Genomic DNA, 15,174 nt, shown 5'->3' on the forward strand with positions numbered 1-15,174 from the left:
TCGGGCTTTGCCCATTTGCCCCTAAACGCAAGAAGTGACGAAGGTCACGTAGACCGGTATACTTCATGAAATGCCTCCCCGAAACCTTTCATCTCGAAGGCCCCTGGATTTTGCGCGGGCGACATTCCTCTGTATAGTTATTCGAGGTCGAACCGCGAGGTTGGTACCAAATACAGAATATGCGCCCATAGCTCAGCTGGATAGAGCGTCTGTCTACGGAACAGAAGGTCAGGGGTTCGAATCCCTTTGGGCGCACCAACGAGAAAAGCCACGAGAAATCGTGGCTTTTCTGTTTTAATCACGGGCCAGGCCGCTCGAGAATTCGCGCAGTCACCGAACCTGTCGCCGATGAAGCCAGCCTCAGTACGGGCGGGGATTGCGGCTCGGTGATGTTCTCCACGGACGTGACCACCACTTCTCGCTTTTCTTGCGCTGCCCCTTTCGTCACCTCTTTTGCGCATGAAATGCTCATCGGCCAGGTATCCATCAACACCGCTATTGCCGAATCCGGCCCGCCGCCTTGCCCCAAGGTTCAGCAGCACATGCCCCGGATCGCCACGGGAAGCGTGAGTTCGCGCACGAATATCCTGTTTGAATCGACCAGCACGCCAAAGGTATGTATAGTTGTTCGAGGTCAAGCCGCGAGGCAGGATCAAAAATCGAATATGCGCCCATAGCTCAGCTGGATAGAGCGTCTGTCTACGGAACAGAAGGTCAGGGGTTCGAATCCCTTTGGGCGCACTCATATGAAGAGAGCCGCAATCGAAAGATTGCGGCTCTCTTCATATCCGGCTTGACTGCCTATACGCCGGCCCTCAAGTATCCAGTGCCAGGAAAGCCACGGCATCGTCGACGGCAGCCAGCAGGACCGGTTCGCTCAGCGAGCGGAAATGCCCTGCAACTTGAAGCCTCACGTTCCTCGCACCGACAAGGGCACTGCCAACGGGAATGTGCGGATCAAATTCCGGATAAATGGAAACAATCCGGTCATTGACCTCTTCCTGCGCCTGGAGCGAGACAAGGACTGCGTTCGTCGGCGAAAAGTGGCGCAGCGTGCGCGAGAACAGGTATTTGGCATAGATGGAGCCGGCAAATGGCGTTCCAATGGCCACCAGACCCAGGATCTGGGTCTCCGAGCCAGGTGCCGACTTCATCTCGGTCTTCTGCGATAGCAGCACGTCGAGCATTGCGTGTTTGCCCGTCAAGCCGCCCTTGCTGTGGGCCAGCAAAAGGCACTCGTTGATCCCATGTTCCCGGTGAAGATCTGCGAGGCGCCGCCGCACGATCTGCGCGGACTCGGGCACCGGACGCTTGTTGATTCCCAATTCCGGGACAGTGAACACTCGGTACCCTGCCTCGTTGAGCCGCGAGGCTGCCGGCTCAAGAAAAAGCCAGGTTTCGTACACTCCGGGGAGCAACACAATTGCAGGAAGCGACGCGTCGCCGTTTCGGTACGAGGCGGGACTTTCGCGGCGGACCAACGACATGAATTGCCGCCAACCGGCATATGCGTAATCCAATAGCCACCACCGTGCGCGCGACCAGCGGTTCATGGCGTCCCTTCAATGTCTTAGTTCCCCGGCTTGCGGTGAGGCCGGCGATCGGCGGGATGCCGCGGCATCCCTGGTTCCGCCACACACAATACCCAAGCCCGGCCATCGGCGTGCACGGCTCCAGCCGGGAGTCGGCTCGGTCGCCGCTCGCCTAGCTCGGCATTTGCGCGATGATGCAGGTGGGGCTATCCAATGCCAGCGAGTTCAGGTGCTTGAGTGACAAGCCGTCTTCTGGACCCAATCCGAGGACCTCTATGGTGTTGGAGAGTTGGTTGGCCACCAATAGCGAGTTCCCTATCTGCAGATGATGTCTCGGCCACTCGCCCGCACACGGCACGGCTCCCAGGACGAAGGGCCGTCCGCCTTTGAGCTCCAGCACGGAAATGGCCCGGGCTCCACGCACCCCTACGTAGAGCTTGTTGGTGTGCCGGTCCAGGGATATCTCCGCGGGGAAGTGCTCGCCGGCGAGGATGCCGTCGCCCAGGGAATCGCGCGACACTTCCTGCCATTCACCCGCGGCGTTGACGGCCAGCGCAATGACCTGGGCGCTGTGTTCAGTGACCACGTAGATGAGCCCCGATGGATGCTCCACGAGGTGGCGCGGACCGTCGCCCTTGCGCAAGGCGACTTGCCGGTGCAGCCGCAACTCCCCTCCCACCAGGTCCCACATCCGCAGTGAATCGTGGCCCAGGTCGGTGGTGACGATCTTGCCGGAGCGCAGCACCGTGCCTTGGTGAGCACGGGAGGCCCTCGGGTGGTGACCAGGGCTGGCAAAGGGGTCGGTCGATGCCGGCGCAATGGTGGGCTTGGCCAGCGAGCCGTCCGTTTTGATCGGGTAAGCCAGCACCCGCCCGTCACCGTAGCAGCTGGCAATCAACACGGTTCCGGCGCCGGCGACGGCCAAATGGCACACCATCGGACCGGCAGCCACGGGCTTGCCCAGGGACTCAAGCTTGTCCTTGTCCAGGATTCGGTACGCGGCGATCTCGCCGCGGTGTTCCAGTGCCGCATACAGCACTGGAAGCTTCGGGTGGGTTGCCAGCCACGAAGGTGAATCAGCGGCGTGGGCCAGGCCGAGATCCGTGAGCAATCCGCGGCTGATCTCGATGGCCCGGATTCCCAGGCTCGTCCCGCCGCCGTCCGGGGAATAGCCGCCAACCCAAAATCTCTTGCCCATATCCCCATCTTCTCCCGCGCCCCTGTCCCTGCGGAGCCCGGTGGCCAAAAGATGCTTGATTGTGTCATTGGCCCACCCGTGGGAACGAGATTCGTGGCGAACCAGACACCCATACTATTTGAACTGACCGGTCAGTTCGGTTTATGCTCTAATCGTGCTTATCGCCGATAGCCTGGCCATTGCCGGCCGCCACCTGCCCCTCCTGCATCCAACGAGCCTCACCGTTGCGCGCGGCGAACTCCTGCTGGTCCAGGCGGTGCCCCAGCCGACCCGCACCGCACTTGCACTGGGCCTCAGTGCCCGCATGCGCCCCACCGAGGGAACGGTGAGCTGGTCGGGCAATTCCACGCTGGGCGCGGTACGACGCATCAGCGCACTGGTCGATTCCCCGGAAATCAACGAACCCGAGGCACACCTCCGGGTGCGCGACCTCGTGGCCGAGGACCTTGCGCTGCAGCCCGGACCGATCTGGCGGCGAAGCGGGATCGATGCCTGGATCAGGAAACACCACATGGACGAGCTGGCCAATGAATGGCTCGACGCCATCGACCCGCTCGCACGTCTCGCGCTGCTCACCCACTTGGCGCTCGAGGACCGCGGCGTCGAGATGCTGGTCTTCGATTCCCCCGACCGCCATGGCATCCCCGAGGACGACTGGTTCCACTATCTGCAATCGGTGGCCACCGGGCGCCGTGCCCCGGCCGTGGTGGCGGTCGTCCAGCGCATCCCGGCGAATTGGGGCGGGTCGACGGCTTGGGCCGGCGGGGTGCAGGACAAGCTGGCGGTTGCTCCGGCACCCGCGGCGGACCTCGATACGGAAGACCAGGCGACCGCCGCACCCCGGGAGAACTCCGGGGAACCGGTCGCCGAGGCATCCCCAGTGACTGTCCGGGGCCTCGCCGATGACGCCGATGCCGCGGCACCCACCACGCATTTGACCGCACCGAAGGAAGAATCATGACCACGTTGCGCCTGGCCCTCTCCGAACTCAAGCGCATGACCTCCGGGCGCCTGCCGCGGATTGCCATCATCGCCATGTGCCTGGTCCCGTTGCTCTATGGCGCCCTGTACCTCTACGCGAACTGGGACCCGTACGCACACCTGCACAACGTCAAGGCGGCCATCGTCAACCTCGACGCCGGTTCCGCGCAGGACGGCCAGGAGCTGAAGGTCGGCGACGACGTCACCGCCGAACTGCTTGAGGACGGGACCTTTGGCTGGAGCGTGGTCACCTCCGAGGCCGAGGCGGATGCGGGGGTCGCGGCCGGCGACTACGCCTTCGCCATGACGATCCCCCAGGACTTCTCGGCCAACCTCGCCTCCCCCGGCGATTTCGAGAAGGCCAAGCAGGGCATCCTGAAGATCACCACCAATGACGCCAACAACTACATGGTCGGCACCTTCGCCGACAAGCTCGCCGGACAGGTCCACAACACCGTGGCCAAGGAGGTCGGCACCCAGACCGCCGATGCACTGCTGACTGGCTTCTCGGACATCCACACCTCCATGGCCAAGGCCGCCGACGGCGCCGGGGAACTGCACACCGGCACCGTGAAACTCTCCGATGGGCTCACTTCCCTGGCCGATGGCACGAAAACACTTGGCAACGGGGCGACCAAGCTCGACTCCGGTGCAGGAGATCTGGCGGACGGGGCCGACGCCCTGCACGATGGCACCGGTTCGCTGGTGGCAGGGCAAAGGAAGCTGGACAACGGCGCGGACAAGCTTGCCGACGGTGCCGGAACCCTGGCCGCGGGCACCAAGGACCTCGACGACGGGCTGGGGGAACTGAAGGCCAAGACCTCCTCGCTTCCTGCCAAGACGGCGCAGCTCGATGACGGGGCGCAAAAGGCCGCCGACGCCTCCAAGAAGCTTTCCTCCGGCGCCGCCCAGGTCGCCGCCGGCAACAAAGCCCTGGATGACAAGGTCGCCCAGGCGGCCGAGACGCTCACGGCCTTGGAGAAGGATGCCGAGAGCCGCATTGATTCGGCCACCGAAACGCTGGATACCCGGCTGGACACCCTGGTCGAGGCCGGGGTCTTGACCCCCGAACAGTCACAGACCGTGCGCAAGGACGTCACGGACGCGGCGGCCTCCAGCGGCGTGGCCGGCCAGGTCGCCGACACCAAGAAGCAGCTGACCACCGCCCGGTCGCAGATCTCCGCGCTCGCCGACGGGTCCGCCCATGTCGCCGCCGGCGCGAAGGAACTCTCCGGAGGGCTGTCCACGCTCGCTGACGGAACCCATCAGCTGGCCGGGGCCATGCCTGCCTTGAAGACGGGCATTTCCGATGCCGCGGCCGGCGCGTCCAAGCTCAACGGCGGTGCCCAGCTCCTCGCCGACGGGGCGGGCACCCTGGCCGAGGGACAACACGATGCACTGGCCGGGGCGAAGAAGCTCGACTCCGGGGCCGGTGCGCTGGCCGAGGGTGCCGACACCCTGCACGAGGGAACCGGCGTGCTGGCCTCGGGCGTGAAGAAACTGGGCACGGGCGTGGGCGAGCTGGGCGACGGCGCCACCGAACTGCGCGACGGCTCCGGGGAACTGTCCACCAAGCTGGCCGACGGAACCTCCGAGGTGCCCAACCCGGATGCCTCCTCACGGGAACAGGTTTCCTCCGTGATCGGGGACCCGGTCGACATCAAGCGCACCGACCAGGCCAAGGCCGGGGTCTACGGCGAGGGGCTCGCCCCGTTCTTCATGACCTTGGCCATCTGGATCGGCGCGTTCATCCTGGTGCAGATCATGCGCCCGATCACCAAGCGCGCGCTGGCCTCCAACGCCGCGAACTGGAAGATCGCGATCGGCGGCTGGCTGCCGTTCCTGGGCATCTCGATGCTCCAGGGCACCATCCTCTACGCCGTGGTGCTCTACGGGTTGGGACTGGACACCGTCCACCCGTGGATGACCTGGGGGTTGTTCCTGCTGGCTTCCATGGCCTTCACCGCCATCATCCAGGGCATCTGCGCGCTAGCCGGAACCCCGGGCAAGATGGTGGTGCTGGTGCTCATGGTGCTGCAGCTGGTCTCCTCCGGGGGCACCTTCCCCTGGGAAACCACCCCCGAGGCACTGCACGTGGCACACCGCTGGCTGCCCATGGGCCACGTGGTCACGGGCCTGCGCCACCTGATGTACGGGGCAGACCTCTCGGTGCTCGGTCCCATCGTCGCGGGGCTGGTCGGCTACACCGTGCTGGGCCTGGTGGCCAGCACCGTGGCGGTACGATTGCACAAGACCTGGTCCCTGAAAACACTGCATCCGGAGCTAAGCGCATGAGCCAGAACACCACGCCCCGGCCCCGGGTGCGCGCGACCGACTCCAAGCACCGGCTTTTCACCGCCTCCATGGAATTGATCGGCGCCCGCGGGCACCAGCAGGTGAGTGTGGATGAGATCGCCAAGGCCGCGAGAGTCTCAAAGGGCACCGTCTACTACAACTTCGGGTCCAAGAACGAGCTTATTGGCGAGCTGCTGAACTACGGCATTGCCATCCTGTTCGAACGCCTCGAGCCCGGCACCACTCACGCGGACCCGGACGCCGGGTTGCGGCTGATGGTTGCCGAGGCCCTGGAATTCATTGCCGAATACCCTGCATTCTCGCAGCTTTGGATTTCCGAGCAATGGCAGTCCGACAGCCAATGGGCAGGGGCGCTGGCGCAGATGCGCAACGACGTCATCGGGATGGTCCGCACGGCCCTGTCCCGCCTGGCCGACGCGGCCCCGGCCGGGCATCCGGTGCCCGACCTTGACGCGCTGGCCACCGCGTTGTTCGGGGCCACGCTCATCCTGGGCCGGGACCGCCAGGTCTTCCACCCGGAGCGGAGCGTCGAGGAATGCGTCGGGGCAGCGATGGCTTTCACCGCTCCCCTGCGCTGATTCCCCGGCCGGTCCTCGATCAGTCCGCCGGGCCGTCCAGGTCCCATTGGCGGTATCCCGCGCACCACTCGGAGTCGGAGCACACGATTACCACGCCACGGTACCCGTCCAGCATTTGTTCGAGCTGCCCGCGGGCGGCTGTGTCCAGATGGCCGTCGATCTCGTTGAGCAACAGCAACGGCGGGGAGCCGAGCATGGCGCGGGCGACCATGAGTCCCGCGCGCTGCGTGGCATCAAGCGGCGCCCCGCCGCGGCGCAGGTGCGTGTCTTGTCCGTGCTCCAGCGATGCCGCGTCTAGTCCCAGACGCGCAGCCAGCGCCAGCGCCTTGGCCGGATCGGCGTCGGGTCGGCGGTAGCGCAGGGCACGCAGCAAGGTGCCGCGCTCGGGCACCATCGAGGCGAAGGCCGCACCAATGAGCCGGCGCCGCTTCTTTTCATTCACCGACCCGGGAATCACTCCGGCCACCACGTAGCACTGCCCGCGATGGGCAACATCGTCGCCGAGGTCACCGAGGATCGGACCGGCCTGCGTGCGCGCGGTGGCCAGCACGCTGAACAGCTCTCCGCGCAACTTCGCGTCGGCTCCGGTCATCCGGATCCGTTCGCCGGGTTCGGCCCGCAGCTCCGGGACCGGCTTTCCGTCGATGTCCACGCCGTGCAGCCACAACCCTTCGACCCGCGAGGCCTGGATCTGCGCCGCGGCCCGCTGGGCCTTTTGGCGCAGCACCGGGCCCGCGGACAGTGCGCTTTCCTCCCGCAACAGCGGGGCAATGATCCGGGACGCCGCCCGATAGTTCTGCCGGTATTCCACGATGCGTCCCCACTCGCCCACTGGGGCTGCGCACAGCCCCAGCAGCGTCAGTGCGGTGGCGATGTGTCCGGCGTCCAGGGCCGCGTTGCGCGAAACCAGCACCACCACGGCGGTGGCCAGCAGGGGCATGCCCAGCGAACAGGCGCGCAGCACCGCCGCCAGCCGGGCCCGCGACACCGCGGCGTCCACGACCTTCTGGCCGCTGGATTCCACCCGGGACAGCTCGCGTGCCACTCCGCCGGCCGCCACCACGGCGGAGGAGGCTGCAACGGTGTCGGCAATGCGCGCGGCCAGGTTCCCACGGTGACGCCGCAGGGTCCGCGCCCGCTCGTAGGCGGGCTTCGCCAGCAACAGCAGCGCACCTGCCAGCACCAGCACCGGCAGCCCGAGTGCCAGTGCCAGCACCGGATGAAGCATCCAGAGCCCGGCCATGGAAATGAGCACCAGCGGGATGCCGGCCAGCAGCGGGGCGATGCCCTGGGCCACCCAGTTCCGCACCGAGGACAGGTCGTTGCTGGCCCGGGCCACGGTGATGCCCACCGAGGGGACCTTGGCGGCCAGCAGCGAGTGGGAGATCAGCGAGAGCCTCAGCTGGGCCACGTAGTGCTGCCCGAGCTTTTCGGCCAGCACCCGTTCCAGGTAGCGACCGTAGCCCAGCACCAGGATCAGTGCCCCGATGCCCAGGGACATCGGCAGCACCGCGCCCCCGCCCACCAGTGCGCCGACCAGCAGTGCGATGGCGACTCCGAGCGCGCCGCAGCCGATGGCCAGGGCCAGCAGCGCGGCAAAGAGTCCTCGGCGTTTCCCGGTGACCAGCTTCGGCAGGCGCGGGGCAGGTTCGCGTTCGCTGGCGGCGGGCACGATGTCCAGCGGTTGCGTGGTTGGCCCGCGCTGCCCCTGCCTCAGGACCTCGAGGCCGCTCACAGCGAGGCGGCGCGCACCGGGATCAAGGCGGTGGCGACCTCGGGGCGGCACAGGGCGTAGGTGTCGATGACCGGGACGTCGAGCCGGGAGGCGGCCTCGGCGGTCGCCAGCGGGGAAGCGGTGAGCAGGCCGGATACCGCGGCAACCGGCACCGCCGCGTCCTGCAGCACGTCCAGCCCGGCCCGGGCACCCAGGGCGTCCTGGGCGGAGAACACCACGGTGTCCACGTAGGCGGCGAAGAGCGGGTCGCGCAGCAACCGGGAGGTCTCGCCCTGGTACAGGCCGTCGGCGATCTCGATGACGACCACATCGGCGCCGGAGGCGGCCTGTTCGTCGATCATCGCGGCCAGCAGGTCGCGGACCTGCTCGTAGGCGAGCTTGAAGGTGGTGGGGTAGCCGAAGTCGGTGAAGTCGCAGACCGGGAACGCGCCGGCGTCGATGAACAGGTTCGGGTCGTTGCCCGCCCCGGTGCCGGTGGCCTTGCCCGCGGCCACGTTGAGCCCGGCGTTGGACAGTCCGTTGACCAGGCAGCCCAAGGTGGTGGACTTGCCGGAGTTCATCGAGGTGCCCAGCACCGCGATGACCGGCGGGCGCACGGTGCCCACGGCGCGCAGCGCTGCCAGCGACGGGGTGCCGACCTGCAGCGGCGCGAAGTCGCGCAGGTTGACCACGCCGTTCTTGGTGGCCAGCAGGCCGATGGGCTCGATGGCGGTGGCTGCATCGATCGAGGCGTGCATTTCGGTGACGTACCCGGCCAGGCCGCCTCCGGCCACCAGGTGGCAGGGCTCCAGGGAGTCCGGCACGTGGGCCAGGAACTGGTCCGGGGCGTAGCGGTTGCCGTAGGCGACCATGATTTCCTGGCCGACGAACATCAGCTGGCGGCGGGAGACCGGGGACTCGAGGCGGGTGTGCTTGCCGATCTCGGCGACACGGGCGATGACCACGTCCCCGGGCTGCGGGGTGACGTCCGCCCCGGCGACGAGGTGGAAGTCCTCGGCGTTCTTGGAGAACTCGGTGGCCACGAAGCGGGTGGTGTAGGCGGTGCGGATCTTCAGCGCGCGCTGTGCATCGAGTTTCAGGTGGCGCAGTCGGCCTTCGGCCGCCGCAAGGGCTTCGTTGGCTTCGAAGGTTTCGGTTTCAAGGCTGGAGCTGATGCTCATCTGCTGGGTTCCTTTTCAAGGGGCTCGGTGGCTTGCGTTGCTCCTAGTCAAAGCGGCTCAAATGAGCAAAGGGTGAACGGTCGATGAGGGCGTTCTCATAATCGCCTCACGCGTTCTAATGTTCACCGGTTCGGGGCCCGTGAACCCGGGGTTCCGGGCCGCGGAAAACTCTCATCCGTTTTCTCACGTGTGTTCGGCCACGGCGTCGTTTTCCGGCCTCTCCCGCGGCGCGGGCGCCGCTTCTGGCCTCGCCTTTCCAAACCGCAACGTCCCGACGGCAACCCCCAGCACCAGCACCGCGGCCCCGGCGATTTCCAGCGCATTGGGATACTCGTGGAGCACCAGGGCGGCACTGCCCATCCCGATGGCGGGGATCAACAAGGTGTAGGGCACGACCTTGGCGGTGGGGTACTTGCCCAGCAGCGTATTCCAGATGCTGTACCCAACCAGCGAGGCCACCACTGCGGTGAAGGCAATACCCCACCACGTCTCCGGGCCCAGGGTGGCAAGCGCATCGCCCACGGCGGCGGGCCCGTCGAGCAGCAGCGAAAGGCCAAGCATCGGCAACGGGACCCAGAGCGCCGAGTGCACCACCAGCCCCAACCCGGAGGCGCCGGAGGCCGAACGCGAGATGACATTTCCGACGCCCCAGGCGAAACCGGCGGCAATGCAGATCAGCAATGGCACCAGGACGCCGGCCAGTGCGGCGCCTTCGGGTAGCGAGGCAACCCGGCCAAAGCCCACCACGACAAGCCCGGCAATGCCCAGGATGGAGCCGAGGACCTGCTTTCGCGTGGGGAATTCCCGCAGGAAAAGGGCGCCGAGCCCGATGGTAAAGAACATCTGTGCCTGCAGCGCCACCGGCGCCAGCCCGGCCGGCAGTCCCAGGTGCATGGAGGTAAAGAGCAGCCCGAACTGCCCGGCGCTCATGGCCAGCCCGATGCCGGCGACGACTTTCCAGCCGACCTTGGGTCTGGGAACGAAGAACACCAGCGGGAAGGCGACGGCGGCGAAGCGCAGCGCCACAAACACCAGCGGAAGCGTGTCGCGAAGCCCCAGGTCGATGAACAGGAAGTTCAGTCCCCAGAGCAGGGCGACCAACAGGGCAAGGAGGGTATCGCGGGGTTTCACGGGTCAGCGCGGGACCACGAAGTTGGTCACCCTCATGTCGCGGCCGTCGATCTCCGCCCAGGGCTTCTCGGTCTGCAGCACCGTCAGCCCCAGTGTCGGGTAGTCCATGGCGAGTTCGTAGACCGCTTCCTCGTCCGAGTCCACCGAAGCCAGGCGCATGGCCAGCTCCTGTAGCACCGGCTGGTGGCCAATGACCATGAGCGTGGTCACGGTTTCGGGGGTCTCGTTGATGATGGCGCACAGCCTGGTGCTCGAGGCGCCGTAGATCCGTGAATCCAGGTAGGGCGTGGGCGCCTTCTCTCCCAGTTCGCTGATCACCCACGCGCAGGTGGCGCGGGTCCGCTGGGCGTCGGAGAGCACGATGAAGTCCGGCACCACGTCATTCTCGCGCAGCCAGGCCCCGGCGGCCGGCGCCTCACGGTTTCCACGGGCACCCAGAGGACGGTCGTGGTCACTGACCCCCAGCGGGTAGTCGCTCTTGGCGTGGCGCAACAAGACGAGACGCTTCAGATGGTGTTCGCTCATGCATCCAAGCTTAGGGCGCACGGGGGCCGCAGGCCTCCACTGGACTTAAGCAACTGCGGGGGCGCCGGCATCCGTGGATACCCGCGCCCCCGCAGGGAACAAGAAATGAACTTAGATGGTGTATTCCGGGGCCGCCCAGACGACGACCTCCGGGTGCTCGTAGAAGCGGTAGCCCTGGCCGCGCACGGTGCGCACTGTGTTGGCCAGGCGGCCCAGCTTGGAGCGCAGGCGACGAATGTGCACGTCGATGGTGCGCTCGTTGGGCACCTCTTCGGCGTTGCGCCACAGGTTGGTGAGCAGCTCGTCGCGGCCCACGGTGCGCGTGCCGTTTTCCACCAGGTAGTTCAGCAGCTCGAATTCCTTGAACGTCAGGTTCAGGGTCTCGCCGTCCAGGTGCACCTCGCGGCGCGACAGGTCGATCAGCACGCCGGAGGGGCGCGGCGCTGCCGGGCGGGAATCCACGCGCGGGCGGCGGTTGACCGTGGGATCCCCCAGGGCCTGGCGCACCACGTCGATGTTCTCGCCCTGTGCGCTGGTCGGGGCCAGTGCGACGGCCGCGTGGGTCTGTGCTTCGGGAGAGAGCGTGGCCAGGAAGGCGCGGACCTGCGTGGCAAGCTTGCCCAGCGAGGTCCCCTGCGCCTGTGCCACCGATTCGTCCAAGCCGACGTAGAGCACAAACCCGCGGGCAGTGGTATCGGTGGATACCGGCTGTGGTCCCGGGGTGCCGCTGGGGGCTACAACCGGAGTCGGGGCTGTCATCGGGCGAGGCTCTTGCGCCGCGGGCACGGCATGGAGTTGGCGATAGCCGGCCGGGGCATAGCCGCCGGGAGCAGTGCTGCGCTGCGCTGCGGCGGCGCGGGACTGGGCGTTGCGGATTGAGACATGGACGTATCCGGACGTTACCGACATGCTTTACCTCTAACTCGTGTGAATGCCACGGAATGGCGCGAATGCTTAGGTGCTCCGCTTACCTCGCCGGTGCGAAGCAAGGGGAGCGATGCGAGTGTCACTGAGCGCCGAAGGGTTCCGGTCGCTCAGCTGGGCATTCGACAACAACACTGGCGACAAGTCATCGCCATGCCTCCGAAGAGGCCCTGAGGTGTTGTTGCTGCGCTATTCACAATTTCTAGTTTCCTCGTAATATTCGGAACCCGCAAGTAACAAACTGGGATTGCGTCCACGATGTGAGACATCGAGCGCTTAACGTGTCGATCATCACATTGTACAGATTTGCGCAATGCAGACTCTCCGATCGACGTTATGCGCCATCTTTTCCTCACCACCGGTCAATGTGATCAATCGGCAGTCCCGCGGCGTTTGGAATCCCCGACCTACACCCGGACCGGGTCTCAGGCAATGAACCTGCGGGTGCCGATGGCCCCCGCGCCAGGATGCCGCCAACTGCAGGCCTTAGGCTGGAACGACCAGGCCTCACAGCGCGCACACAGCCGGGCCACAGGGCCGGCCTAAACCTCGGATGGAGAGTTAAAGACATGCCAGATTCCCGCTTTTCACCCACGCAACTGCCCCGCCTGACCCACCCGGACGGTACCGCCATCCGGGTACTTGTTATCGACGACGAGCCCTCGCTGGCCGAGCTGGTCTCCATGGGCACCCGGATGCTGGGTTGGGAAGCCACCGTGGCCCACGACGGGCCCTCCGCGGTGGAGGCAGCCCGCAAATCGGTCCCGGATGTCCTGGTGCTGGACTGGATGCTGCCCGGATTCGAGGGCCCGGAGGTGCTGCGCAAGGTCCGTACCTTCCTGCCCGAGGTCCCTGTCCTCTTCCTGACCGCCAAGGACGCGGTCGAGGACAGGATCGAGGGCCTGGGCATTGGTGCCGACGACTATGTGGCCAAGCCCTTCAGCCTCGAAGAGGTGTTGCTGCGCCTGCACAAGCTTGTCGAGCGTTCGGGTGCCACCGCGGCTGACGGCGCGGAACTGGTCGTGGGAGACCTGGTGCTGAACTCCGACTCCCACGACGTCACGCGTGCCGGGGTCCCCATCAGCCTCACCGCGACCGAGTTCGACCTGCTCTCCTACCTGATGGTCAACGCCCGCAGGGTCGTCTCGAAGTCCCAGATCCTCGACAATGTCTGGCACTACGACTTCGGTGGCCAAGCCAACATTGTCGAACTCTACGTTTCCTACCTGCGCAAAAAGATCGAAGCCGATGGTCCGGCCATGATTCACACGGTGCGTGGAGCCGGATACATGCTCAAGCCGGCATCATGACCCAACCTGCACGGCCCTCCCCACCCTCCGGCTCACCGGAACCCCGGCCCACCGAGGCGCTCTCGATGCAGGCCGCGAACAACGATGGCAAGGAAGCCACCTTTCCCGGCGAGAACCCTCCCGAAAAGGACCCGCTGCATCTCGGGCTGCGACACCGCCTTGGCCACCTCCCCCTGCAGCGCAAATTGCTGCTCGCCCTAATTGGCTCCCTGGCATTGATCTGCACCGTCATTGGCCTGTTGCTCAATGCCGGAATGCGCCAGTCCCTTACGGCTCAACTGCACGAACAATTGGAGTTCGCCGCCGACCGCGCCGCCAGCTATTCAGCGCAAAATGGTCGCAAGCCATCCACCGAATCGCCCTTTGCCCCGGGGCAGGCATCCGGAACCCTCAATGCCAAGATCGTCTCCGGCTACTTGTTTTCCGGTGCCGTGCTCGATTCGAAGACCGGCGAGCGCAAGGACATCACCGACACCGATGTGCAGCCCCTGACCTCTGTTGAGATCGATGCACCCCCGGTCGTCCACCACCTGAGCATCGGCGACTACATGCTCTCGGCCCAGCACGATCCCGGTTCCGGCGGAGTCCTGATCACCGGCCTGCCCATGGCGCCCACCGAGCGGACCCTGGCTTCCCTGGGCATCCTGACCGTGACGATCTCCTTGGCCGGGCTGATTGCCATCGGGCTTATCGGCTCGATGATCATTCGCCGTTCCCTGGCTCCGCTGCAGCGAGTCTCGGCCGTGGCGTCATCCGTGGCCAACGCCGAACTCGAATCGGGCACCGCCGCCCTGGAGGCACGGGTGGCCCCGGAGGACTCCATTCCGGGCACCGAATCCGGGGAGGTTGGCAGGGCCCTCAATGCCCTGCTCGACAACGTGGGCGCCGCCTTCGCCGTGCGTGAGGCCTCGGAAGCACAGATGCGCCAGTTCGTGGCCGATGCCTCCCACGAGCTGCGCACCCCGCTGTCGGCCATCCGCGGGTACACCGAGTTGATCAGCGCCACCGAGCATTTCTCCGACGATGGGCAACGCTCGCTGAAGCGGGTGCTGGAACAGAGCACCCGGATGAGTTCCCTGGTGGAAAACCTGCTGTTGCTGGCCCGGCTCGATGAGAAGCACCAGGTCAAGAAGGCCCCGGTCGATCTGGGCAAGCTGGCCGCCGAAATCACCGAGGATTTTGCCATTACGGCTCCCGCCCATCATTGGACCCCCCGGATCCCCGCAACACCGCTGGTGGTTTCGGGCGATGCTTCGGCTCTGCGCCGGGTCATCACCAACCTGCTGGGCAACGCCCGAAAGCACACCTTGGAAGGCAACAACGTCACCGTCGAGGTCCGCCGCGACGCCGCCACGCACGAGGCGGTGCTGCGGGTCAGCGACACCGGAGAAGGCATTGCCCCGGATTTCCTGCCGCTGGTGTTCAAGCGCTTCACCCGCGCGGATGCCGCACGCTCCGGCGCGGACGGCACCACCGGGCTGGGCCTGCCCATCGCCAAGGCCATCGTGGAGTCCCACGACGGGACCATCACGGTCTCCTCCGTTCCCGGAAACACCGTCTTCGAGGTGCGCCTGCCGCTGCCGCCCGCTGTGCCGCCCAAGCCCTCCACCCCGCCGAAGGCGACCAAGGCCTGAGTCCGGGCACCGTCCCCACGGCATGAAAACGGCGTGGGGGGGGGGGGGGGGGGGCGGGGGGGGGCCCGCCCCCCCCCCCCGGGGGGGGGGGGGGGGGGGGGGGGGGGGGGGGGGGGGGGGGGGGGGGAGCCCCCCCCCCCCCCCCCCCCC

The 15,174-nt window shown here is 66.4% G+C and carries 12 protein-coding genes and 2 tRNA genes; 7 read left to right on the top strand and 7 right to left on the bottom strand.

Features of this window, described 5'->3' with window-relative positions; translation table 11 throughout:
• The first annotated feature begins 181 nt into the window (after nucleotides 1–181).
• Together Q2T94_RS04505 and Q2T94_RS04510 are read left to right on the top strand one after the other, a co-directional pair.
• Nucleotides 182–258: transfer RNA gene (locus Q2T94_RS04505), tRNA-Arg, on the top strand.
• Between the two features lie 409 nt (nucleotides 259–667).
• A tRNA-Arg gene (locus Q2T94_RS04510) sits at nucleotides 668–741 on the top strand.
• Between the two features lie 74 nt (nucleotides 742–815).
• Here Q2T94_RS04510 and Q2T94_RS04515 read toward each other — a convergent pair.
• Nucleotides 816–1,487, bottom strand: coding sequence for an esterase/lipase family protein (locus tag Q2T94_RS04515; protein WP_302263028.1), 672 nt, complete (start codon nucleotides 1,485–1,487; stop codon nucleotides 816–818).
• A 217-nt stretch (nucleotides 1,488–1,704) separates the two neighbouring features.
• Nucleotides 1,705–2,730, bottom strand: a complete 1,026-nt coding sequence (locus Q2T94_RS04520; RefSeq protein WP_302263029.1) for a lactonase family protein — start codon at nucleotides 2,728–2,730, stop codon at nucleotides 1,705–1,707.
• 154 nt (nucleotides 2,731–2,884) lie between these two features.
• Here Q2T94_RS04520 and Q2T94_RS04525 point away from each other — a divergent pair, with 154 nt between their 5' ends.
• The 3 genes from Q2T94_RS04525 to Q2T94_RS04535 are packed head-to-tail and all read left to right on the top strand — an operon-like array spanning nucleotide 2,885 to nucleotide 6,605.
• Complete coding sequence (locus tag Q2T94_RS04525) at nucleotides 2,885–3,691, top strand: ABC transporter ATP-binding protein (protein WP_302263030.1); 807 nt, start codon at nucleotides 2,885–2,887, stop codon at nucleotides 3,689–3,691.
• Complete coding sequence (locus tag Q2T94_RS04530; RefSeq protein ID WP_302263031.1) at nucleotides 3,688–6,006, top strand: YhgE/Pip domain-containing protein; 2,319 nt, start codon at nucleotides 3,688–3,690, stop codon at nucleotides 6,004–6,006. Before Q2T94_RS04525 ends, Q2T94_RS04530 begins: the two co-directional genes overlap by 4 nt.
• Nucleotides 6,003–6,605 (top strand): TetR/AcrR family transcriptional regulator, encoded by a 603-nt coding sequence (locus Q2T94_RS04535; RefSeq protein ID WP_302263032.1) that lies wholly within the window; start codon nucleotides 6,003–6,005, stop codon nucleotides 6,603–6,605. Before Q2T94_RS04530 ends, Q2T94_RS04535 begins: the two co-directional genes overlap by 4 nt.
• 19 nt (nucleotides 6,606–6,624) lie before the next feature.
• Here the strand turns inward: Q2T94_RS04535 and Q2T94_RS04540 are convergent, their stop codons facing one another.
• The 5 genes from Q2T94_RS04540 to Q2T94_RS04560 all read right to left on the bottom strand — a co-directional run bounded on the left by Q2T94_RS04540 (nucleotide 6,625) and on the right by Q2T94_RS04560 (nucleotide 12,065).
• Nucleotides 6,625–8,340 (bottom strand): ABC transporter ATP-binding protein, encoded by a 1,716-nt coding sequence (locus Q2T94_RS04540; protein ID WP_302263033.1) that lies wholly within the window; start codon nucleotides 8,338–8,340, stop codon nucleotides 6,625–6,627.
• Entirely contained in the window at nucleotides 8,337–9,500 is a 1,164-nt protein-coding gene (locus Q2T94_RS04545) for a DUF1611 domain-containing protein (RefSeq protein ID WP_302263034.1), read from the bottom strand. Before Q2T94_RS04545 ends, Q2T94_RS04540 begins: the two co-directional genes overlap by 4 nt.
• Nucleotides 9,501–9,683: 183 nt before the next feature.
• Nucleotides 9,684–10,631, bottom strand: coding sequence for an EamA family transporter (locus Q2T94_RS04550; protein WP_302263035.1), 948 nt, complete (start codon nucleotides 10,629–10,631; stop codon nucleotides 9,684–9,686).
• A 3-nt stretch (nucleotides 10,632–10,634) separates the two neighbouring features.
• Nucleotides 10,635–11,156, bottom strand: coding sequence for a SixA phosphatase family protein (locus tag Q2T94_RS04555; RefSeq protein WP_302263036.1), 522 nt, complete (start codon nucleotides 11,154–11,156; stop codon nucleotides 10,635–10,637).
• A gap of 111 nt (nucleotides 11,157–11,267) precedes the next feature.
• Nucleotides 11,268–12,065: a winged helix-turn-helix domain-containing protein gene (locus tag Q2T94_RS04560; RefSeq protein ID WP_264271170.1), complete on the bottom strand. Its 798-nt coding sequence runs from the start codon at nucleotides 12,063–12,065 to the stop codon at nucleotides 11,268–11,270.
• A 584-nt stretch (nucleotides 12,066–12,649) separates the two neighbouring features.
• Between Q2T94_RS04560 and Q2T94_RS04565 the strand changes: the two genes are divergently transcribed.
• Entirely contained in the window at nucleotides 12,650–13,390 is a 741-nt protein-coding gene (locus Q2T94_RS04565; RefSeq protein WP_302263037.1) for a response regulator transcription factor, read from the top strand.
• Nucleotides 13,387–15,024 (top strand): sensor histidine kinase, encoded by a 1,638-nt coding sequence (locus tag Q2T94_RS04570; RefSeq protein ID WP_302263038.1) that lies wholly within the window; start codon nucleotides 13,387–13,389, stop codon nucleotides 15,022–15,024. The genes Q2T94_RS04565 and Q2T94_RS04570 overlap by 4 nt, the downstream gene beginning before the upstream one ends.
• Nucleotides 15,025–15,174 lie beyond the last annotated feature (150 nt).

The sequence above is a fragment of the Paeniglutamicibacter sulfureus genome, from assembly GCF_030512175.1.
Taxonomy (GTDB): Bacteria; Actinomycetota; Actinomycetes; order Actinomycetales; family Micrococcaceae; genus Paeniglutamicibacter; species Paeniglutamicibacter sulfureus.